Genomic DNA, 22,040 nt, shown 5'->3' with positions numbered 1-22,040 from the left:
ATCACCTTTACAGTATTTTGATTGACCATGATTTAGGTAGAATATATGGTGAAGATTGAGTATGTGCCTCATACAACGCATTTTCTTTATTCTTTACATAAAATCCAATTCCTGAAACAGCAAATGGTTCCTCTAATAAAGCAACCCCGAGTCTCATGTTTAATACAGGACTTTCTTTAAGTTCAATAACTTTACCAATTAATTGTTCTTCTATAAAAATCTCATCATTAACTGTAATTTGACTCTCTATTCCTGTCGTGAATCCCACAATTCTTTTATTTACTCCAGCTTCCGATTGCTGTTCTAAGGATTCTCTTCCGTAAAATTCATCTTTATAAAAATCAATAAACCATTCTAAACTAGCTTCGAAAATATTTAGTTCTTCTAAATGTTTAAATTCAAAATATGGATGTCGAATTTCTAACATTAACGTCTCTAATGTTTCCCAATCCACTTTTTTTAAGTTAATATCGTCATCATTAAAAGAATTTATGGTTTCAACGACTATTGGTTCTAAGTATTTTTCAAACAATAATTGATAACCATACTCTGCTGTTACACCTGTTCTTGCCAATAGAATTTCCTTTCCAAATAATTGATTTAACACAAATGATTGAAATGGTAGTGATGATATTTCGAAATCTAAAAATTGTTGAGCTAATCTCCATGCATAAGGGCCTTCAAATCCAAGGAGAGAATGTGTTTGACTTATATCTATAATCTCAATGCCATTTGTCTTTTGATTTTCTAACCAAGCTAGTACAGTGTCCTTTTTATTCGGTGTAGTAATAACTGTAATAGAATCCTCATTTTTAAATAGATTAATTATATCGATTACAGACCCATCTTCTTGTAACAATAAGGTAAAGAGTGTAGTTTCTTCTTCCATAAACATAATATCTTTCGTAACTAAACGATCTAGGAACTCTACATGGTCCTCCCCTTTTACAACAATTCTTCCTGTTTCCGATAAATCTATTACACCTATTCCGCTACGTACTGCATCATATGCTTCATTTTTTTCTTTTTGTATATTAATTTGATTACTCATGATTAAGTGCCCCCAATTCTCTCTTTATCACATCATTTATTGTCGGTAAATTACAGACATTATCTATATATAGTTGTTGCATTTTCTTTAATTTCTCAATCTCAGTTTTGCTATACAGCATATTAAATATTGTTTGATTGGTTTCCTTTAAATCAAAAATTTCACAAGTATACACACATTTAAAATAATCATTTTGCTCCATCAATGGAGCTAATTCTTTATGCCATCCATTTGGAAATACAAGAAATGGATAAAGTCCATTAGGTATTATATAATTCCATTTGTCTATAATGCCTCTTAAGGTAGGGCTAAAGCTATCTCTTTGAGCCCTTAACTCTTCATTTCCCATATGGTTTACAAGACTAATCACAGGTATTTTTCCAAATACCGCTTTTCCCATTGAGCAGGATGTAATATTATCGGTGATAAATAAATCACACGATAATATTAGTTGCTCGTATTCTTCCAAATGAAGAAATGGTAGTGAAACAAATTCTATTTTCCCTCCATTTTTCATAGAAACAAATTTAGTCTCATCTGAAACCCCAATAAATTTAATACATGTATCACTCGGAAAGTCCTGAAGGTATAGACTTAATAGTTCTTGTAATACAAATTCATAGCTAAACTTTGCATCATTGTACTGTTTCTTCTCCATGAGCCTCATTTTTACTAATAAGTTGGCCCATGATGATTTTGCAATCATAATTAATTTATCTTGTTCTCTACAACCAAGTTGTGCTCGTATTTTCATTTTTCTCTCTTCATCTACTTCTAAAGCTTCTTTATACAACTTGACAGAAACAATCTCCTTATTATCTTGTTTATGACTATTCACTGGACACGTTCTAATTAGCTTAAATTGAGACGGGATTTTAGGCAGTTCAATCACTGACCTTTTCTTTAAGCTATTGTAGTTTGCATTTTTAAATAGTTTATTTTCTAATAATCTGTCCTCACTACCCCAAGCTAAAGAATCAATAGAGAAACAAGGTATGTGTAGGTTTAATAGATAATCAAGATCAATAATTGGAGACTCTAAAAATAAATTATGGTAATCAGCTAAAACAATTGCATCAGGCTGAAAAGAATTAATTATCTGTTTAATAACCTCTTTTTGTTTTAGCCCCTTTGTTAGTGATGTAACATTGGCTACAGATTTACTGGCATACCATGAGAATTTTTCACTTGTTAAAAAATAAACTTCCCCATCTTTTTGAATTTGTTTAGCTAGACATAAGGCATTATGCAACTCACCAATGCTAAAATGACTAGGTGCAATAAACAATACTTTCATGTCTTATTCCCCTCTACTAAAATTTGCGAAAAGTATTCACTATCAAGTAAAGTTTCTCCAACTGCAATATTAAAGCGAATATCTCCATCATTAAATTCATTCTGATTACCATATATTCCGATTTGTATCCCTTTTTTGGGCCATTCGTATATAAAACATTTTGTACTATGTGATAATGCTAAAATAGATACAAATAACCCATTAGATAATTCGAGAATTACCTTATTATCTAAATAAATCTTTCTTTGTTTGCCATTTGGTATTAACGTGTTTTGCTCTCCATTCTGCCAATAATACATCTTTTTAATTTTTGTTTTTCCTTTTTTCTCCCAGAATAAGTGAAAGACACTAGTTTTTATTTTATCTTTCTGTAGGCTTTTCAATTGTATTTGTAAAACAGGTAGATCATATACAGTTGTATATTTAACTTTCCACTCATCAGATTGACAGAAAATCTGATTAATAAATTCCTTATATGTATTTTCCGTTGCTACTACTGAATGATTACTTTTATTGAGATATATTGAATTAATGCTCAAATCTTTCCTACAATCTGGAGTATAAGAGTTAGCTGTTGGTATCATTACACCGGGTAAAAAATTATAAGAACTTAATACTGAGTTTTCTTTTAAAATCTCTTTATCTTTATACATGAATTCCGTTATTTTACTACTTTGGTTTACTTTAATCTTTAAATTTAGTACATTATTTTGAACTAGATATTCTTGTTTTTTTTCGCTATATGTTAATTTATTTCTTCCTTTAAGGAAAAGATATATTTTTTTAGTTATCGCATTTCTATTTAATTCATCTTGATACGTAAGTACGGCATAATGAGCTTTTGACCAATTAACCTTTCCACTAAATTCAAAATTAAAATTGCTTATAGATTCTATGTCTTGTATAAACAATTGTTGTTCGTAAGATGTCTGAGGGAAAAACAATGTTAATTTCCCCTTTAATATGGAAGAAAATAAGTTTTTTAGACTTCCATGAATATGAAATTCCCCGTTTTCATTTATAATATGAAATTGGTCAGTCTCAATTGAGTACGGAATCTTATTAGATATGAATTTGGATGTATGACTAGTAATATCGTTATAGATTTCTTCCACTTCATCTTTGCTATCATGGGAACATAAAGTATAATAGTGCGTTTTTGTTATACATTTTTCTTTATCATTCCGTTTAAATATTACCGCTGGCATCCATCTTAATCCAAATAGGATACGCTCTATATTTCCTTTCCATATAAATCCAATATTAATATTTTGCGATTCAAACAATGTATAATTTCGCTCATACATGTTTGGATGACTAGGTAGATCAAATTGATTTACAAATTCATAGTCATGTAGTGCATATGGATACTCACCATATACCATAGGTTTAGAAACTAGCCCACTCTTTAGTGGTACCGTCATTTTCGCATCATATAACATGCACCAAGGATATATTTTTATATATTTTCCTTCCTGTGCGAAATCATTTATTTGAACTATCTTATCTGACAAAAAACAAATGCTTCTCTTTAATCTTGTGACCTTATGAGTAATTTCAAAACATGAATCAGATGTTATTTCCCATGACAGCTCATTTACTTTCGGTTCTTTTACTGCATTTAAAAATGGATAATCTAGATCTGGCCATGCTTCTTTTGCCAATAATTGCTGCTTTCTAAGGTCATATATATATAAACAACCAGTACTTTTACTTATTTGTACAGTTATATACATATTTTCTAGAACTAAGTATTCTTTTGTTTCATAAACATGATTTTTCCCATGCGCATGAATCGGAATTATTGCCTTTAATGCCCCAATATTTTTATTTTGATGACTAACAGCCGAAAATGTCATATTAGTGATACCAATTTTTTTAGGATTCAATACAATAATGTGATCCTTTATTTCACCCGGCTCTATGATACAGATTTGGTGTTTTTCTAGCGGTATGAAATCTAGTATTTTCGAGTTTTCTTGTTGAATAAGTAGTTTGTAAATTAATCTATCTAAAGAATTATTTTTTACATTAACGATACATGCAGATTCTTTTCCATTAATTAACTTAGGATAATTAGCAACATTTACTTCTAACGGATTTGCTATGGTTACTCCAAAATGAACAGATAATTCTAGTTCTTTTGCTTTTAACTTAGTAACAAGCTCTCCCTCTATTTCCTTATTTACTGTTATAACTTCTTCCCACTCGTACTTTTTATTTGGATAAAAAGTTTTCTTTAAATCAATTAAGTAATCTTTCCCTATCTTCGATGAAATACTAGCTTCAAGAGGATTCGGAAAATGGTGTTCATATACATAACAGATGTGAATCTTCTCTCCAACGATTAAATTGTTTCCTTCTAAAATATAACTAGTGAATCGTACTTGTTCTGTTTCTACCTCAGTAATCTTTTCACTTTTTATATCGACCCAACAATTCACATCTTTTGCTCCAAGATTAATAGCATATTTTACAACTTCAATTCCATTTTTTGTTATGGCGTTACTCTGAATAGAACGTAAGGATTTCAATCCCCTAACTGTTTTCCAACCTCTAGATAACCATATATCTTGGTCACTTTTTGAAATAATCGGTTTAAATGCATCTAATAGATAACTAATAACATAAGGTAAATAGCTCCTTAAATTCAAGTAGCCATCATAGTCTATATACGACCTACTTGTTTGATATAACCCCACTCTTTTATAGAGTGCCATGGCTACTTTATCTTCCGGATTCACTTCTGTGTCAATATACTTAATATCTTGTTGGATAAGATTTTTAATTGCATAAGCAAATAATTTATCTGGTATATTTCCCGAACGAAATTCTGGATGGATTAAAAAGAATCCTGCCCAGGTTCCATCTGAAACTGCTGCTCTTTGACCTGACAAACTAGAAAATAATAAGGTGGCTATAATTTCATTTTCATATTCAGCAATTAAATATAACTGTATCTTCCGCTCTCGAAATAATTGCTTGATGTCTTGCTTATTTAAAGGATACCCATATTTAATAGGTCCATATTGATATTTATTATAAAAGTGAGCTAACTTTTCACTATCTGCCTCTGTACACTCACGAACTTGAACATCTATACCATGGATCATATTTCCTCAACTCTTTTAGAAACTTGAATACTACCAGTAGCAACTTTCTTTTTATCTACATAAGCCGTGATTTCTACTTGTGAGATTACCCCAAGTGATCTTCCAATTTGGACATGTAATTCTAGCTGGTCTCCTGGTACTACAGGTTTTAAAAATTTCATATTACGTACAGAAACTAAATAACCCACATATGAACTGGGATCTATTTTAGGTGAACATGCGCCATGTGCATCTATTTTTGCTAGTTCTCCTGTAACATAAACAACAGCCGTCATTTGTGCCAAAGCCTCAATAATTAACACTCCAGGCATAATTGATTCATTTGGAAAGTGCCCTTCAAAAAAGGGTTCACTTATTGTTACATTTTTAATACCAATTCCACTCTTTCCTGGCTCAAGTTGAATAACTTTATCTAAGAAAAGGAATGGCCATTTATGTGGTAAGATATTTCGGATTTGATCTGCATTTAATACCGGTCTCACTTCACATCATCCTCCCTATTTTCTTCAATAAAATCAGCAATTTTATTAATGGAACCCAGTACTGCCATATTCTCGTCATACACTGCAACTCCAAATTCCTCTTCAATTGCCAGAAATAGCTCTAATGCATCCAAGGAATCCACTCCTAAGCCTCTTCCGAATAATGGCTGATCATCAGTAATGAAATGCGGTTCGATTTCTAAATCTAATCTCTCAGTAATAATTTCTTTAATTCTAGTAGTTAATTGTTTTCTTTTTGCAGCAATAATTTTTGTTTCTACATACGTAAACATCTGTTTTCCCCATTTCCTTGTTTAACTCAAAATTCGTCATTTAATCATCTATTGTTTAGCCATTAACTAATCCACCATCCACTGTAAAAACTTTCCCAGTGATATAACTTGCATAATTAGAGGATAAAAATGTTGTTAGATGTGCTACCTCTTTAGGTTCCCCAATTCTGCCAAGCGGCACTAGTTCTAACATCCTTTTTAATGTTTGTTGATCCATTCCTTTTGTCATATCTGTTTGTATAAAACCAGGTGCAACTGCATTAACCCTAATGCCGAATTCCCCACCTTCTAATGCTAAGGTCTTGGTTAAAGAAATAACCCCACCCTTTGAAGCAGAGTAATTACATTGCCCCCTTGCACCCGTTATTCCACTTGTCGACGTGATATTTACTATAGAACCTCTTTTCTGTCTCATCATGATTCTTAATGCTTGTCGACAACAAAGAAAGGTTCCTTTTAAATTTAAATCAACCACATGATCCCACTTTTCCTCGCTCATCATTGCAGCAAATCCATCATTAATAACTCCTGCATTATTTACTAAAATATCTATTCTTTTTTCCTTTGAGCGTATGTGTTGAAACAATTTATGAATAGAATCTTCATTTGTAATATCTACATGCATAGGAAATGCCTTTCCACCTTTTGCTTCTATAGTGTTGGCTATTTCATTTGCTGATTTTTGATTACTTTGAAACGTAAAGTAAACAGTTAAGCCCTGATTGGCTAGGTCCATTGTTATTGCTTTACCAATGCCTCTTGATCCTCCGATAACTAATGCCACTTCGTTTCCATTAAACATAAACCTGTTCCTCCTTAAATTCTTTCTCTATCATAGTAAGACTTCTTTTTAAATACATCGGTGTTTCTGTAGAGGATACAGATATGTTCTGTTTAAAGGAGCGACATAACTTGGTTAACGTATTTCCGGGACCTACTTCTATAAAGTGTTTCGTACCATTATTCAATAAAGTATAGATAGTATCTTGCCACATAACTGGATCTACACATTGTCTTTTTATATCTTGTAAAATATTGATTCTATCTGTAGTTGGTTTTCCTGAACAGTTTAAAACAATTGGTATTTGGGCACTTTTTAACGAAAATAAATTTAAATACTCCTTAAACTCAAGAACCATTTCTTCCATTAAACGCGAATGAAATGCATGACTAGTTGAGAGTATTTTAGTTTTTATACCATTTTTTTGATCTAATACCTTTTGAAACCTAAGAATGCTCTTACTCTCTCCAGAAAAAATAACCTGTGTAGGGGAATTATAGGCAGCAATATCAATTTCATATTGTTTAGATTCCTCTATAACTTCAAATAATGTTTGATAAGTATTCGACACAACCCCTAACATGCATCCCTCTCTCTTTACATTACTCATAAGTTGACCGCGCTTTCGAACAATGGATAGCGCATCTGAAAATTGTAAAGAACCTACTTCTACTAGGGCAGAAAATTGTCCTAAGCTATGACCGGCCACTTTAGATGGTCTTATACCGTTCAAATGTAAAAGCCTTGATATTCCTGTGCTTACCGTGAGAATAGCTGGTTGTGTAACACTTGTTTCTATTAATTTTTCACTTGGCCCATATAAACATAATTGCTTTAAATCAAATCCAAGCGTATCATTTGCTTCTTCAAATAATGGTACAAATATGTCTGGGTATTTATCTAAATACCCTTTACACATCCCTACTGATTGGGACCCTTGTCCTGGAAAAATAAATGTAATCATATGACACCCCCGCTATTTTCAAATTGAATCTTTTCTAAAATTTCTTCTGGTAATCTACTAATTAATTGATTATTCGACCGTGTTAAAACATGTTTTGAAAATCCTTCCGCTAGCAAAACTCGGCATCTCTTGCGGAATAATTTATAAACAAATTCTATATAAATTTTACTTTCATTCTTAAGATAGGTTTCTACAATTAAGTCGTCTTGAAAACGAGCTGATTTTTTGTAGGTACATCTTATATCAATAATTGGAAAATACAATTTTTCCTGTTTTAAATACTGGTTTATACCAGTCTTATCTAGCATTTGAAACCTACCCAGCTCAAACCAATGAAAATAATGAGAATGGTGAGCAATTCCCATAGGATCGCATTCCCCAAAACGTACATTCACCTCATTTTTTACTAAGTACACTTATTTCACCTACTTTTCATAAGAGCGTCGAAATTTTTGTATGGAGATTGTTAAAAATAGAATTCCCATACCAATTAATGCAGCCGATGGAATAAGAACAGAGGAGAATTCTTTGTTATATACTAATAAATCGTTAAAGCCTCCCATTGCCCAAGCTGTGATCGTAATATGCGCTAGGTTTTGCATCCATTCAGGCTCTATATAAAGTGGCCACCAAGATCCACCTAAAGCAGACATAGTTAACACGATTAAAATTGAAATACCATTTGCTTGGGATCTTGTTTGACATATAGAGGCTAATAAAATTGCTAGGCTTGAAGCTGCAAATGCAGTACATATCACTAGCAATATAATTCCTAATACACTTTTCCCTAGCCACATTCCAAATACAAAATGTCCTACGCTAAAAAGGACTGCACATTGAACAATAGCTGTTATAAAGCATGAGAGCATCTTTCCAAAAATGATTGATAATGTATTAATAGGTAAAGTAAGAATTTTTCTTAACGTTCCATTCTCTCTCTCTTCTACTAATGCACCTGCAGCTGCAGCAGTACCTAAAAGTACAAACATTACGGCATATCCCGGTACATTAGATTCAAATGGAGTAGGTTTATGTTCATTATCTGATGCTAATTCTTTAAACTCTACTTTCACATTTACTTCCATTTGGGCAGAGGCTTGTTTTACAATCTCTTTAGTCATATCTCTTTGTATTTCTGACACAATTTGAGTTACAGCATTTGAAACAACACTTGGAATAATGCGATCAACTTCATCTTCTATGATGATGACTTTGGCCTCTGTCCCTGAATATACATTTTGTGTGAAATCCTTAGGGATGACGATTGCCGCTTTTTTAGTTTGAACTTCCTTTTTTACCTGTTCTTCTGTATATGCTTTCTTTTTACCATTTAGTTCATAAGTTTCTTCTATCTCAAGGGCAGGGATTTTTTTCAATTCCTCAATAACCCTTTTAGAAAGTTCTCCATTATCATTTACTACTATAGGAATCTTGAATTTTTCTGTCTTACTATCAAATACATTTGATAATGCAAAACTAGCAACTGCAATAACTATAATAGGTGTAATAAATAAATAGATTAGACCAGGGATATCCTTTAAAAGAATAAGTAGATCCTTCTTAGCTATATACCAACCTTTCATTTTTACCATCTCCTTTCATTTAAGACCTTAAATTTTTCCCAGTTAAATGTAAAAATACATTTTCTAAATTAGAATTTTTAACATTAAATAATTCGATTTTCAAATTATACTTTTGAATTAATTTCATAACTTCTCTTGTAACATTAAAGCTATCTACGCATTGAATAATGACTTTTTTATCTACCAAAGTGCAGGATTTCACATCAGCAATCATTTTTGTTTTATGTATAAATTCTTCTGGAATATTTGATATTACAACCTCTAAATAATTTTCCCCATACTTTGTTATTAAATTTTTTGGGGTATCAATATCTAATATTTCACCCTTATCATAAATTGCTACACGATGGCATAACATTTCTGCTTCTTCCATATGATGCGTTGTATATATGACAGTGATTCCTAGTTCTTCTACGAGATGGCGAATACAATTAAAAATATGGTTTCTTGATTGTGGATCAATTCCCACTGTTGGTTCGTCTAAGAAAATAACTTTTGGCTTATTTAACAAACCGATCACTAAATTAATTCTTCTTTTCATACCACCTGAAAATGTATCAATTCTCTTATGTGCCCAATCCTCAAGCTGTGCGAATTGCAAAGCTTCTTTTATGCGTCTTTTTTTCCTATTTCCCTTTAATCCATATAAATCGGCATAAAAAGATAAGTTATCATATGCAGTTAAAGTCGGGTATAGCGCTAAATCTTGAGGTACTACACTTACATTTTTTTTAATCTTATTCCGTTCAGTATACAAGTCGTAGTTACATACTGAACCATGCCCTTCATCTGGCAGAGTAAGGGTAGATAGAATCGATATAAGTGTTGTCTTCCCAGCTCCATTTGGTCCTAGTAATCCTATAATTTCACCTTTACGGATATCAATGCTTAAATTCTTAATAACTGTATAATCTCCATATGATTTCTTAATGTTTTGAATGGAAATCATAGTATTTATATCAGTCATAATGTTTCCCCCTTCTTCTTGCTGTTACAATTTATTAGAAGTGACTCTTCTTTATCTCCATTAAAGCTTCAAGGTATTTATATCCATACTTTTCATCAGGTTCTAGATATGTGCCTTCTGCCCACTCATTCCAAGCATTAATAAATAAAAAGTCAGTGTCCTTACTATGTTGTAAAAGATACTTCTTAAACTTATCGGGACTAGCCCCCTCCATAATTAAAGCGCTTTCTTTTTTCCTTGGAGAGTTATCCCAATCTACAAAAGCCCCTTTATATATGTTTTCACGTTCTTTAATTTGACGGTTTAATATTCTTTTCCACACAAAATCATAACTTAAGTGAAAATCTTTTTTTTCTTGGTGTAGTGAATTTGTATTACCTATTAGTTTTTTTAAAGTGTACATAGGTTCAAACTCTATAGCAGCATCAAAAGGAAAATCTGATTTATCTTCAAAAATTGTTAACATTTCTACAAAGTGTATCCCTAGCAACCCTTCATATTGAGCCCATTTATTCCATAGACCCAACATTTTATTTAAGTTTGGTATAGAAGCTGGTCGGTAAATTACAAATATCGGTTTATCATTAATATTTAAATAGTTCTTGTTTTTAAAGAATGGCAAAAGATAATTAAAATGTTCTTTCCAATCAGACTCATCCCCATATTCTTGTCGCATTAATACTTCTCGGTCTTTCCCATCCCAAGATCTTGTCCAAGATTCATTTGCCCAACATAAGCAATATGGGAAATCAATTTCTTTACATTGATTTCTTAGTTCTAGTGGTTTTTCTAGTAATTTTTTCCCTTTGAACCAATAGTGATAATAGCAAAAACCATCTAAACCATACTGTTTTGCTAAGTTTATCTGCCACTTATGAACATCTAAATTTAACAAGTTGTAATAATAATCCCGTAATGGAGCCCTAGGCTGATAGTGTCCCAGAAAACGTGGTTTTGCTTTTTTTACATTGGTCCATTCTGTAAAACCCTTCCCCCACCATAAATCGTTTTCAGGTATTTCATGAAATTGTGGTAAGTAAAAAGCAATAGTCTTCATTAGTAAGGACTTCCCCCTTCCCCATATGCAGTTACGTACTTATTAATAAAAAACAATTACACAATATAAAACTCGATCTTTTAACATGTAACTATTTAATCTGATGTTAAATCTTGTCACAAAATAAGGCAAAAAGACCCTAATTATTGTAATTTTCACACACAAAAAACAATATTTTTAGTTTTTTAAAGAAAATTATACAAAAAAACACTTTAAATCCATTAAATTAATGTATAGTTTTATATGATAGGAGGGGTAAAATATGTCGTATTTTGGCGAAAAATTCACAAATTTATTGATAAATTTAGATGTGGCTAGCCTAATTGGAAAAATAAAACAATATCAAGGAAGATTGGAGGTCTATGAAAAGGAGTTTCCATGTACATTAGAAAAGTTGCAAAAATCTACTCAGCTTCAACATACCAAAGATTTTGTTGCAATGTATAAAAACTTAAAAATAACAAATAAAAGGTTAAAAGAATTAATTACATATGATTTGTCGCCAAAAACAATGATTGAAGATGAAATATCTTGTTACGTAGATGCGCTATCACTCATTCATAATAATTATGAAAGGCTTACTATTGATCCAAACACAATCTTAGAAATACATTTTCAACTTTTTAAATATGCTACTTCGGATAGTGGAACGTGGAGAAAACAGGACATCTTACTTGAAGAACATACGCAACTTAATTTCTCATTTTATTGCTATCGTCCTTTAACGATTAAAGAAATCCCAAAAGCAGTAAAAAATTTATGTGAAGAATACAATTCTTTATTAAATCAAAAAGAGATTGATCCGCTACTTTTAATTTGTAATTTTGTACTTAATTTTATATGTATTTTTCCTTTTGAATCTGGAAATGGAAGAATGGTACGTCTACTTATATCTTTATTACTATTACAAAGTAAACATTCACTAGTGAAATATATTTCACTAGATAAAATAATAAAAAAATACGAGAGAGATTATTATGATGCCTTATATAAATCTTCAGCAAATTGGCATTTTCAAGAACACAATGTATCCTTTATATTAAAATGTCTATTACATATTATTCTAGAAGCATATAAAGAACTAGACGTACATATTACAAGTTACCAACTAAAAGGGAACAAAACCTATAAAATTAAAGAGTATATATTAAAACAAGAACTACCTTTTACAAAAGAAGCAATACGAATGGTATTTTCAGATGTTTCACCAAGTACAATCAATAAAGCATTTGCTTGTTTACAAGAAGAAAAATTAATTAAACTAATATCAAAAGGCCGTAATGCAGTTTGGATTAAAACAAAAATATAAATAATATCAAAATATATAGGGTAATTTTCTAACATTAATGATTAAAACATACATATAAATTTATTTCACATACACAATAGATATTTTTACATAATACATACAGAGAGAATTTGTCGCTACATTATTCATACAACTATTTTTGAATTTTTTCTTTCTCTACTCTATACTTCCGAAAGTCTGATAACAGACTTTATAGGAAGTATTAAATATATAAAAACTATATATTTAATTTTTATATCAAAACTATTATTTTAGTAATAGGAACTTTTAGCATTATTCCGTTTCAACTAAAGCGTTTTAATAAAAGTAAAAGAAAAAATACCTAGATCCAGCTTTAATTCGTTAAAAAATTCGATTTCACTTAAGTAAGTGCTGATTAATCTTGTCTCTAATAGCAATGGCTATAAATTCTTCAATAGAGCTATTTGTTTCATTTGTAATTTCTTTCAAGTATTTGTACTCCTTACTTGTAAGAATGACAGACTTCGTTACAGTATTACTATCCAAATATACGCTATGATTCATTCTTGGAACAATTTTCCCTTCTATTATATAAGGCGTTAACTCTTCAATCCATTCCATTTGAATTCCTGGTGGCAATGTAATTAATGATTGACGAATCTCGAAATACCAAAATGTCTCTTCTTCTAAAATCTTTATATTTCTGGGAGATACGTACTGCAATATATTATCGATTATGTGAAAAATGTTGTTTCGTAATTGCGCAGATTTAGGAAAACGAAACTTAACAAACCTTTGATGATGACTTCTAGGTTTATCCGACAGTTTATAAGCGGACTCATATCCTGCTTTTAATGCCTCACTAAGTGTCATATTAGTTCCAAATTCATCAAGAACTATAATATTACCACGTTTTGGAATAGAAATAACACGTGCCAATGTATTGCCCTTAACAAACTTTTGAAATAATACTACATTATATTTCTGCGAAAATGTATATATATGATTAGCTTGTTCTACTTGTTGAACAAGTTCATGAACATCCTCCTCCTTCACAAATTTCGTTTGTCGATTACGATATTCTATTAAAGAATAAACTAACTTTCCTTCTTCTATCCATTTTTCAAGCTGATTCATACTAATATGATACTCTTTACTTGCTTGGTATAAAGTAATTCCCTCAATTTTACGTTCTTCTTTTACCTTTTCTACTTCTTCTCTACTAAATAAAAAACTACCATCTAAACGCCACGTATCCTTATTTATTGGTGTTAGCTTTCCTTGCTTCATTAAATTATTAAAAATAAAGTGACTTATATCTAAATAATCTTTTACTTCATTTGTAGTCATAGTCATTTCATATACGCTAATCATTCTAATTCCTCCTCACACCTCATGATTTACATAATAATATTATGTAAATTAGAATTTGTAGTATTTACATTTTAAATAAATTATATCATATATTAATACATACATTAGATTGTAATTTACAATAACGTTTGATTTAATTTTCTTTTAAAATTAGATTTTATTAATGATTAAATTATATAACATAAATACTGTATTAAAAATTAAATAATAACCATAGAAAATGGGAGATTTTCTATAGTTACTATTTACTTATTACTTCATAAAATTTAATTTTAATATGTAATTTAATTTATAATTGATTACGTTATAATATTTAATATAAAAGGAATTTATAAGGGGTTGAATTACATTGAAATTTGAATTAGATATTATTCATAGTGAGACTTCTTTAAATAACATTGAGAAACAAAAACAAAATTTTACAAATTTAATTGCATTATGGAACCCTGATTATATAAATGAAGCGGAATTAAAAAAGGAAAATAACGAAAGAGAAGATTCATATACATATGAAGGATTTTCAGATGAAGAAATACTGTACTACTACTTGAATCGACAAACACATTTTGACCAAGGAAAAAGAATCAAGGATGCATCAAGAATCCTATATGCACGTGATTTAAGTCAGTTTTATTTCTTTATTAAACAAAGTGAGGAATTTCTACAGAAAGATGTAAAGAATTATAAATTTGGTCAAGTATGGAGAAACCTTAGAAAACGGCATATCCGTAATTATCAAAAATGGTTATCTCAAGAGGCAATCTCCTATCAGTCAAAAGATAAATACAAACCATCTACAATTAGTAGAAAGCTTGGTGTTATTCGTTCATATTTGAAATGGCTATATGAAATCCAATATATTCAGGATCCTCTACATGTTGAAATACTAAGTACAACTGTACATAAACAACATAAACCTAAACGTGAATTATCATATGAGGAAGTAAAACAGTTACTTCATTACTACAAGGATAATGAAATCAATTACGCTTTATTGTCAGTTCTAGCTACTACAGGGTTACGTGTTGCAGAAGTAGCACATGCAAAATGGGAAGATCTTGAGTATGATGCTATACGAGGTCGATACTATTTAAAGGTTGATACAAAGGGGGATAATGAACGGATCGTTTCTATTAATAAGGAGATTTTTAATCGGATTGTAGCATTTCGAATTCGGCGAAGATTACCTATAGACATTGGGAATAGAAATGGTGGAAGAGTATTTCAAACTAAAAACCATACTCCTTATAGAGAGAATTATTTGTCACAATATATTTCTAAAATCATTAAGGATACCCAGCTATCCTTTACAGTAAATATTGGAATTACTCCCCACTTCTTTAGACATTTTTATGTGCAGTACTTGTATGATTACAAGAGATTACCACCTCATGTTATTGCAGCTGCAGTAGGTCATAAAAATGATAGAACTACAAAAGAAAATTACCTAAATCAGCGATTGACGAAAGATAATGATGCCGGTAATTTAATTTTAGAAGATGAATTTTAAATTGTCCCTTCATAATTTAATGTTAAATAAGTTGAATGTTGCTATTTATAGTTATGTATTTTTTATACAATTAAAAACGATTTACCTTCTATTTATTTTTACCTTTCTCATATCCATTCATTAGTTATTCGAAAAGGTTTCCTATAAATAGGTGATATTTTCAGAAATCTTTGCAGGCACTATTATAAAATACTTAGAAAAAATCGCACCATAACTTATCATAAGTTTATGGTGCGATTTTATTTAGAAGCGTTAATTTATCAGTAGTAAATAATATATAATCCAATTTTTTTGTTCTAATAAAGATAGTTTCTGAATGCTTAAACTTATTACCGATTTCCACTGCTTTGTTAGTACCCTTACACGTATTATTATTATTAATCTCAATTATATCTTCTAATGGAATACTTATTGTTGCGCTTTGCCATGTAATGGTTATTTTTTCTATTGATTTTATAATTTCTATCTCTTTCATATTTCTAGTAACTCCCTATTTCACTTGTATTTATCTATATAATAAATTATATATTTAGAATAGAAACCAGCCAATTTCATATATATTCACTCAGCCATTGTGTAAATAGGTAATTCTTGTACAAAGATTTTTAGATTTAGTTACAATCTAGGGCTAATTTGCAAATTTCTTTTTGGGTTGAATTTTTGGATAATCTAAATTATGATGATATCATTTATAATATAAAATGCTATGAAAATATAAATAAATTCAGCAGAGCTCAAGTCCAGACAACATATAGAGCTATGAAAATGAGTTGAAGTGGCTTTAGCATTGCTTAATACCTATAACCAATTATTTGTTAATAGCTAAAAAATAATCTTATAGGAGGGGATAGATAAAAGTATCTTATAACGAATAAACCATATGTGAAAAATATCTAGGAATGGTGCTAATGAGAAAAAAAACTAAATATCAGACTTGGATTCGAATGAAAAAACTGATTGTATTTTTGATAAGCTCAATAATTCTTCTATTGATAACATTATTGCCTATTACTTTCTATCTGCGAATCCTATCAGGGGTTATAGCGATGCCTTTTATTTATATAACGTTTATACTTTCTTATTCTACTTACCAATTCGCAGCATTCGGAGAGGATTACCAATCAAAAATACATGATTTAATTGTTAAAAAAGTGAATTGGGATGGAGAAGGAAAAATATTAGATATTGGAACAGGTAGTGGGTCATTGATTATTAAACTTGCAATGACTTTCCCTAAATCCTTTTTAACTGGAATTGATTATTGGGGGAAGAATTGGGAATACTCACAAGATCAATGTCAACAGAATGCTAAAATAGAAGGTGTATCTGATAGGGTTAATTTTTTAAAAGCAAGTGCCGCTGCGCTCCCTTTGCAGGATGATGCATTTGATATAGTTGTAAGTTGCCTAACATTTCATGAAGTGAAAGATACAAACAATAAAATAGAATTAATTAAAGAGGCTATAAGAGTATTAAAACCTGGTGGTGAATTTATCTTCTTAGATTTATTTATGGATGAAAAAATATTTGGGGATACAGAAGAGTTATTATATAACCTAGAGAAACTCGATATATCTAAATTGAATAGCTACAAGCTTGCTGAAGAAATGAAATTACCAAAGCTTTTATTAAATAAAAAAGTATTAGGAAATGCAATGATTTTGATTGGCAAAAAGTAAAAGAGTATTAATTGCTTACGAAAGTATTGAAGAGTTTTCTAAATAAGGGTACTAACTTTATTTAACAAAGTGATGTAACTCTATGTATTTTTATTAGCGAGTGGACGTAGACCTATTTAAGCATTTAGTGTGTTTGGTAATCAAATATGAATTTTTCAAACGTAACGTAGTGAAGCACATTATATTAGGGGTAGCGCCACATAGCTATTAAGCTAAGATTATGTAAAATCAATTTCAGGTGAGAAGGTTTTGAAAAAGCTGATTTTGTATTAAATAAACCAAAAGATATTTTGAATTTACTTTAACCAAGCTCGTGTCTAATAAAGAAATTAAGTTACTCACTAAAAAGTCGATTTCTTAACGTACAGGAAATCGACTTTTTATTTATAGGATTAGCGAAAGAAATTTGGTTTTTGTTGGCGCTATCTTTCAGTGAAGGTTTTATTGATATTCTAATTTTATTAGCATAAAACACCTTAATTCTAGTTACCTTTATGCTTCTTATTAAAATTCCTGGCAAAGTTTATGGGTTAATAATTAACCTACGGCTAATTTATAGGTAAACTGATAATCAAAGTGTTAGCTTGATGGAAATAAAATAAAAGAACTCTTTTTAAATGTAGTTGGAAATTTAATTAAAAAATATGAGGTTTAATCCATAATAATTACAAATTAATTAATAAGAAAACAAAGAGTGATTCCTCTTTTTATACCGTTTTATTAAACCGGAAAAACTTCAATTTTTGTTGGCTTTGAAAACCTACGTTCTAATTCTCTTTTAATCTTATTAACAGCAAAAACTTCTGAGGATGCATGAACTTTAGCTACCTTTTTTATAGCAGTATTACCCGTGACTAAAATATAACTTACCGAATACGATGAAATCATATATTCACCCTTTCAATGTAACATGTTGTTATAATATATGATCCTTATCTTAACTCTATGAAAGAAATGTAAATTAATATTAAGTTTCCTTTTTAATTCATAGCATATACTTAACTAAATATTAATGAAAAAAGGCCTCTTTTCTCGTTGAAAAGAGGCCTTTTACCGTATCATATTAAGGTTTTTCGGGTACTAGTAATAGTAAGTAATGTACTGGGATACAATTTATTTACTATGCAATTAAGTATAGCATGTATATATCATAAAAGGCTGTGTCAAATTTACGAATAAATATAGTATCAAAATACTTATAGGTAACCAAGTACTGAAGTTAAACTATTTTCATACTTCTGCAGTTGACTAAAATTTAAATGAAACTTTAAATTGAGATTAATTATCCAATGTTCTTATCTCTTCGGGAGTATCTTTGTATTTTTTATTTTCTTTCAACAATCTATAAAACTCACTTTTTAATATATTTTTTTCGCGTTCTAGTTTCTTTTGATGGTTAGTTAATTCATTTATACGCTTCGCACTTTCTTGTATTTTTAAATACATGCTCATATCAACCTCCCAATAAATTATGCTTAAATATATGAGGTTTTTGTACAAAAAATACGGTGAAATTTTTCTACAAAGAGAGCTTTTCTTTGGTAGTCATTATAACCTTGCTATCTGGAGTTTATGTGGAGACATAAAAACTTCATAGGAAAATTATCTTTACTTCATATCAGCTTCAGGAGCATGCGATAATTTATGTGCATAATAACACTAAAAAGAAAGAGGTAATCAAGATGTCACTTGAAACAAACATTATTCTTTCTTTATTAGATGTACAACTGTGAATTGCTCATTATCGGGATAATAGTCGCATACAAGTAAAATTAATTCAGCACCATACTCAAATAAGTACGCAAGTGTAAATAAAGTAAATTAGACATTTATACATATTTTGTATATAAATTAACCAGTTCCTTATATGTTAAGGAACTGGTTGTTGACTTATTAGAAAAAGTTATATTTTATTAATTAGTTCTTGGGTCTTTAGTTTTCGTTATTGGAAGTTAAAAGTGCCTATGTTTTAAAGTTCTGTGAAGAGTTTTTTCCATTTTTGTGCTATTTCACTATCTGTATTTATACCCTTAGAATCTATGAAGGTTTCCCATTGCCAGATCTCAGCCCCAATTAAATGCAAATCAGTAAACTTTTCAATAAACTCAATAAAATTATCTGCTACATAAGTGACTGAATCTTCTTCATGGTCCCAGTAAACAACAGCTGCATCTTCGTTATTAGAATTCAAATCTAAAGCAAGATAATCACCGTTGGGAACGGTATAGAATGCTAATTTTTGTCGTAAATTTTCACCATAATTATCTCCTACATCCTTTAAGCTATCTGCAACTTCTGCTAAGTCCTCAATCGAATCTAAATTCCAACATAGTTCACCTGCAAAGATATCATCAAATTCAGCTGGTATAGAAAGTTCATCTGGAAAGGACCATCTAAGCTCTACTTGCTTTGAAAATTTCACTAAAACTTCTTTGAAGCTAATAGGGAGAGGATAGCCTAATTGTTGTTCTGTTAATTTAATTTCTTCTGTTGCTGATTTTTCAACAACGAAAGATTCAATATCCCCTTTAATTTTTTCTATTTGATGAAACGTTTCGTTCCAGTTATTAATCCAATTTTGACTGTTCAACATAGCCAGTCCTCTCTTTTTATGTATTTATAAGATTAGATTATCATGGTAAAGCTTATTTGTATTAAAGTTTTTTTAATGAATACTCTATTCATTTCTAGTTCACATAACGTCTCATTATCGGTAGCAAGGAAAAAGGAGAAACCCTAGTCTTACAAGGGAACCTCCTTTTTTGTTCTATCAATCTATGCAATTTTTAATACATTCCTAGTACGGTTTTAGGTTTTAGGTTTGTTACTAGATCAGCCGAAATGCTGCGGTACCCATTAAATAGCAAGTGTAGAAATTGCTTGTTTGTAGATTAATTGTTGTTTATTACGAATCATCATTAGGATGGTAAATTTATCTGTTGCAAGAATCTTCCCACGTACTGGAACGCCATTCTTTAAAATTAATGTAACTCCCCTTGTTTCTTTGTATTTACTTTTCTTCTAATACCTGCTGCTTTTCACTGTTGGATATTTGTGATTCCCATTCACTTTCTATTTTTCTAAACCATTTTCCTATTTTGCTTAGATAATATCTTTTTATTTCACCATTAGGAATCCAAATTTCACGTTCCTGTATTTGATTCATCACTTCATGAAGAATCTCATCATGTTCATACTTTCTAGGTTTTCTATAATGTGTTTTTACAAACTGTGTATATTCTCTACGTAACCAATTAGAAATATGTTGTCTTTGTCTTTGCTTGAGATGTGACCATTTTTTATTTGTTTGAAGGATTTTTCCATTTACTTTTATGTGGTTTTTCATCGACACTCATCCCCTTTTACTAGCAAAACGAATATATCACTATCGTATCACATTTAAATCGAAATACTGCTCTAGGTACATATTTCGCAAGAAATCTATCCAAAATATATACAATATATTCTCCATTTAGCTGATTAAGTCTACACAAGATTAAATGTAGACTATTATTGTATTGTTTTAGTTTTTTAAAGTATTACAGTATGTGAAATTATTATGCTAAGCATAAAAAAAAGCCCCTTGAAAGGAGCACTTATTTGACAAGGTACTGTTCTATTTCTTTTATTAATAGTTCTGCACCTTCTGGACTTAATGAGATCTTACCATTTGCTAATGCCATGTTACGATTTGACACTTCTCCTGTTATTGCACAAACATGACCAGGCTGATACTTCTGTAAAATGATGTCTTCCCCTTCTACAAAAATCTCTAATGGTGATTTTTCTTTAATCCCAAGCGTATTTCTAAGTTCCTTTGGAATCACTATACGCCCTAATTCATCCACTTTTCTAGTTACTCCGGTTGCTTTCATCCAGCATATTTCCCCATTTCATTATCAATTTTTACCCAATTTATTCTTTACTATTGTAACAGGCTTTCACCATACATGAGAAACATAATAAACCAAAAACAGACAATCATAATAAAAAACTCTTTAAACCCTTGCTGAAAGGAAATACGACCTTCTTCCTCTTTTCGCAATACTGCATAAAATAACTATTCTTTTATGGATTAAGGCATGAATTTCCTGTCAAGGAGTTACTTCAACTCGTTAATATTACTCGTAGTACGTACTATTATTGGATGAAACAGCTCAATCATCCTAATCCAAATGCGGAGGTAAAAGAACTGATACAAGTGATTAAAACGATGGGTGTTATGGCTAGTAACAATACAGCTCATTCTTTCGTTTTGGAGTATTTCAAAATGTTAACTGGATGGGTATGTACGGTGACCTCTACTTAATTATCAGAAAAACATTAACCTTTAATTGTATACACGGTAATTACCATGATTTTCCGATAACAGCATCATAATAAATCTTTCCTTTTCCTCTTTTTATCAGTATTGGAAGGTAAAGAGGGGGCTAGGCACAAAAACAGGTTGTGGAGAAAGTCTTCTTCACAACCTGAGAGTAAGTTATATATCCAAATATGATCTGTTCTTTTAACTATTTAGTCTTTTATAGTCGATATAACTAGAGTCATAATAAATCCACTGACCTGTTCCAATTCTTAGCCAGCCATTCTTTTCTTCATATACTGTAACTTTTTCA

The 22,040-nt window shown here is 30.4% G+C and carries 20 protein-coding genes and 2 pseudogenes; 4 read left to right on the top strand and 18 right to left on the bottom strand.

The annotated features are described in order from the left end of the window. Positions 1-7 precede the first annotated feature (7 nt). Genes OXT04_RS13975 through OXT04_RS13925 form a run of 11 tightly spaced genes read right to left on the bottom strand, consistent with a single transcriptional unit; the run spans position 8 to position 11,588 of the window. Entirely contained in the window at positions 8-1,051 is a 1,044-nt protein-coding gene (locus OXT04_RS13975; protein WP_098251417.1) for an aminomethyltransferase family protein, read from the bottom strand. Next, positions 1,044-2,348: a DUF6365 family protein gene (locus OXT04_RS13970; protein WP_267415349.1), complete on the bottom strand. Its 1,305-nt coding sequence runs from the start codon at positions 2,346-2,348 to the stop codon at positions 1,044-1,046. Before OXT04_RS13970 ends, OXT04_RS13975 begins: the two co-directional genes overlap by 8 nt. Then, on the bottom strand, positions 2,345-5,461 hold the full coding sequence (locus OXT04_RS13965) for a GNAT family N-acetyltransferase (RefSeq protein WP_267415347.1): 3,117 nt from the start codon (positions 5,459-5,461) through the stop codon (positions 2,345-2,347). Before OXT04_RS13965 ends, OXT04_RS13970 begins: the two co-directional genes overlap by 4 nt. Then, positions 5,458-5,943, bottom strand: a complete 486-nt coding sequence (gene fabZ, locus OXT04_RS13960) for a 3-hydroxyacyl-ACP dehydratase FabZ (RefSeq protein WP_001247960.1) — start codon at positions 5,941-5,943, stop codon at positions 5,458-5,460. The genes OXT04_RS13965 and fabZ overlap by 4 nt, the downstream gene beginning before the upstream one ends. Beyond that, a complete protein-coding gene (locus OXT04_RS13955; protein WP_000495740.1) occupies positions 5,940-6,236 on the bottom strand; it encodes an acyl carrier protein in 297 nt (98 codons plus the stop codon). The genes fabZ and OXT04_RS13955 overlap by 4 nt, the downstream gene beginning before the upstream one ends. Before the next feature lie 55 nt (positions 6,237-6,291). After that, entirely contained in the window at positions 6,292-7,038 is a 747-nt protein-coding gene (gene fabG, locus OXT04_RS13950; RefSeq protein ID WP_000481738.1) for a 3-oxoacyl-[acyl-carrier-protein] reductase, read from the bottom strand. Further along, entirely contained in the window at positions 7,031-7,981 is a 951-nt protein-coding gene (locus OXT04_RS13945; RefSeq protein ID WP_000627585.1) for an ACP S-malonyltransferase, read from the bottom strand. Before OXT04_RS13945 ends, fabG begins: the two co-directional genes overlap by 8 nt. Further along, positions 7,978-8,397, bottom strand: coding sequence for an acyl-CoA thioesterase (locus OXT04_RS13940; RefSeq protein ID WP_267415337.1), 420 nt, complete (start codon positions 8,395-8,397; stop codon positions 7,978-7,980). The genes OXT04_RS13945 and OXT04_RS13940 overlap by 4 nt, the downstream gene beginning before the upstream one ends. Before the next feature lie 9 nt (positions 8,398-8,406). Further along, entirely contained in the window at positions 8,407-9,564 is a 1,158-nt protein-coding gene (locus OXT04_RS13935) for an ABC transporter permease (protein ID WP_097853680.1), read from the bottom strand. A gap of 19 nt (positions 9,565-9,583) precedes the next feature. Further along, on the bottom strand, positions 9,584-10,531 hold the full coding sequence (locus OXT04_RS13930; RefSeq protein ID WP_097853681.1) for an ABC transporter ATP-binding protein: 948 nt from the start codon (positions 10,529-10,531) through the stop codon (positions 9,584-9,586). A gap of 34 nt (positions 10,532-10,565) precedes the next feature. Continuing rightward, positions 10,566-11,588, bottom strand: a complete 1,023-nt coding sequence (locus tag OXT04_RS13925) for a glycosyltransferase WbsX family protein (protein ID WP_097853682.1) — start codon at positions 11,586-11,588, stop codon at positions 10,566-10,568. Positions 11,589-11,850: 262 nt separating this feature from the next. On the opposite strand from OXT04_RS13925, the gene OXT04_RS13920 reads away from it, so the two are divergent. Then, a complete protein-coding gene (locus tag OXT04_RS13920) occupies positions 11,851-12,897 on the top strand; it encodes a Fic family protein (RefSeq protein ID WP_000119839.1) in 1,047 nt (348 codons plus the stop codon). Positions 12,898-13,254: 357 nt separating this feature from the next. Here the strand turns inward: OXT04_RS13920 and OXT04_RS13915 are convergent, their stop codons facing one another. Next, positions 13,255-14,232: a hypothetical protein gene (locus OXT04_RS13915; protein ID WP_000626744.1), complete on the bottom strand. Its 978-nt coding sequence runs from the start codon at positions 14,230-14,232 to the stop codon at positions 13,255-13,257. Between the two features lie 349 nt (positions 14,233-14,581). On the opposite strand from OXT04_RS13915, the gene OXT04_RS13910 reads away from it, so the two are divergent. Continuing rightward, positions 14,582-15,742, top strand: coding sequence for a tyrosine-type recombinase/integrase (locus tag OXT04_RS13910; RefSeq protein ID WP_098588050.1), 1,161 nt, complete (start codon positions 14,582-14,584; stop codon positions 15,740-15,742). A gap of 226 nt (positions 15,743-15,968) precedes the next feature. On the opposite strand, the gene OXT04_RS13905 is transcribed toward OXT04_RS13910, so the two are convergent. Beyond that, entirely contained in the window at positions 15,969-16,217 is a 249-nt protein-coding gene (locus OXT04_RS13905; protein WP_098014646.1) for a SunI/YnzG family protein, read from the bottom strand. A 433-nt stretch (positions 16,218-16,650) separates the two neighbouring features. On the opposite strand from OXT04_RS13905, the gene OXT04_RS13900 reads away from it, so the two are divergent. Continuing rightward, positions 16,651-17,421, top strand: a complete 771-nt coding sequence (locus OXT04_RS13900; RefSeq protein WP_161114556.1) for a class I SAM-dependent methyltransferase — start codon at positions 16,651-16,653, stop codon at positions 17,419-17,421. Between the two features lie 1,278 nt (positions 17,422-18,699). Here the strand turns inward: OXT04_RS13900 and OXT04_RS13895 are convergent. From OXT04_RS13895 to OXT04_RS13875, 5 genes and pseudogenes are all read right to left on the bottom strand, one after another. Further along, complete coding sequence (locus tag OXT04_RS13895) at positions 18,700-18,873, bottom strand: hypothetical protein (protein ID WP_153601866.1); 174 nt, start codon at positions 18,871-18,873, stop codon at positions 18,700-18,702. A 517-nt stretch (positions 18,874-19,390) separates the two neighbouring features. Beyond that, the gene (locus tag OXT04_RS13890) at positions 19,391-20,014 is read right to left on the bottom strand and encodes an SMI1/KNR4 family protein (RefSeq protein WP_267415310.1); all 624 of its coding nucleotides are present in this window, start codon (positions 20,012-20,014) and stop codon (positions 19,391-19,393) included. 263 nt (positions 20,015-20,277) lie between these two features. Further along, positions 20,278-20,427 (bottom strand): annotated as a pseudogene (locus OXT04_RS13885) (RNA chaperone Hfq); the annotation flags it as partial. 4 nt (positions 20,428-20,431) lie between these two features. Then, on the bottom strand, positions 20,432-20,767 hold the full coding sequence (locus OXT04_RS13880; RefSeq protein ID WP_000788511.1) for a hypothetical protein: 336 nt from the start codon (positions 20,765-20,767) through the stop codon (positions 20,432-20,434). A 250-nt stretch (positions 20,768-21,017) separates the two neighbouring features. Beyond that, positions 21,018-21,296, bottom strand: coding sequence for an AbrB/MazE/SpoVT family DNA-binding domain-containing protein (locus OXT04_RS13875; RefSeq protein ID WP_071714021.1), 279 nt, complete (start codon positions 21,294-21,296; stop codon positions 21,018-21,020). A gap of 194 nt (positions 21,297-21,490) precedes the next feature. Here OXT04_RS13875 and OXT04_RS29930 point away from each other — a divergent pair. Then, positions 21,491-21,648, top strand: a pseudogene (locus tag OXT04_RS29930) (IS3 family transposase); the annotation flags it as partial. Between the last annotated feature and the right edge of the window lie 392 nt (positions 21,649-22,040).

Source organism: Bacillus sp. GC_Bacil_1 (assembly GCF_026540675.1).
Classification (GTDB): Bacteria; Bacillota; Bacilli; order Bacillales; family Bacillaceae_G; genus Bacillus_A; species Bacillus_A cereus.
This window is presented reverse-complemented; position numbering and strand designations above follow the sequence as displayed.

Excerpts from the sequence above, each read along its gene's own strand:
- OXT04_RS13975 (WP_098251417.1), bottom strand. The coding sequence starts at position 1,051 with ATGAGTAATCAAATTAATATACAAAAAGAAAAAAATGAAGCATATGAT.
- OXT04_RS13970 (WP_267415349.1), bottom strand. The coding sequence starts at position 2,348 with ATGAAAGTATTGTTTATTGCACCTAGTCATTTTAGCATTGGTGAGTTG.
- OXT04_RS13965 (WP_267415347.1), bottom strand. The coding sequence starts at position 5,461 with ATGATCCATGGTATAGATGTTCAAGTTCGTGAGTGTACAGAGGCAGAT.
- OXT04_RS13955 (WP_000495740.1), bottom strand. The coding sequence starts at position 6,236 with ATGTTTACGTATGTAGAAACAAAAATTATTGCTGCAAAAAGAAAACAA.
- fabG (WP_000481738.1), bottom strand. The coding sequence starts at position 7,038 with ATGTTTAATGGAAACGAAGTGGCATTAGTTATCGGAGGATCAAGAGGC.
- OXT04_RS13945 (WP_000627585.1), bottom strand. The coding sequence starts at position 7,981 with ATGATTACATTTATTTTTCCAGGACAAGGGTCCCAATCAGTAGGGATG.
- OXT04_RS13935 (WP_097853680.1), bottom strand. The coding sequence starts at position 9,564 with ATGAAAGGTTGGTATATAGCTAAGAAGGATCTACTTATTCTTTTAAAG.
- OXT04_RS13930 (WP_097853681.1), bottom strand. The coding sequence starts at position 10,531 with ATGACTGATATAAATACTATGATTTCCATTCAAAACATTAAGAAATCA.
- OXT04_RS13925 (WP_097853682.1), bottom strand. The coding sequence starts at position 11,588 with ATGAAGACTATTGCTTTTTACTTACCACAATTTCATGAAATACCTGAA.
- OXT04_RS13920 (WP_000119839.1), top strand. The coding sequence starts at position 11,851 with ATGTCGTATTTTGGCGAAAAATTCACAAATTTATTGATAAATTTAGAT.
- OXT04_RS13915 (WP_000626744.1), bottom strand. The coding sequence starts at position 14,232 with ATGATTAGCGTATATGAAATGACTATGACTACAAATGAAGTAAAAGAT.
- OXT04_RS13905 (WP_098014646.1), bottom strand. The coding sequence starts at position 16,217 with ATGAAAGAGATAGAAATTATAAAATCAATAGAAAAAATAACCATTACA.
- OXT04_RS13900 (WP_161114556.1), top strand. The coding sequence starts at position 16,651 with ATGAGAAAAAAAACTAAATATCAGACTTGGATTCGAATGAAAAAACTG.
- OXT04_RS13895 (WP_153601866.1), bottom strand. The coding sequence starts at position 18,873 with ATGAGCATGTATTTAAAAATACAAGAAAGTGCGAAGCGTATAAATGAA.
- OXT04_RS13890 (WP_267415310.1), bottom strand. The coding sequence starts at position 20,014 with ATGTTGAACAGTCAAAATTGGATTAATAACTGGAACGAAACGTTTCAT.
- OXT04_RS13880 (WP_000788511.1), bottom strand. The coding sequence starts at position 20,767 with ATGAAAAACCACATAAAAGTAAATGGAAAAATCCTTCAAACAAATAAA.
- OXT04_RS13875 (WP_071714021.1), bottom strand. The coding sequence starts at position 21,296 with ATGAAAGCAACCGGAGTAACTAGAAAAGTGGATGAATTAGGGCGTATA.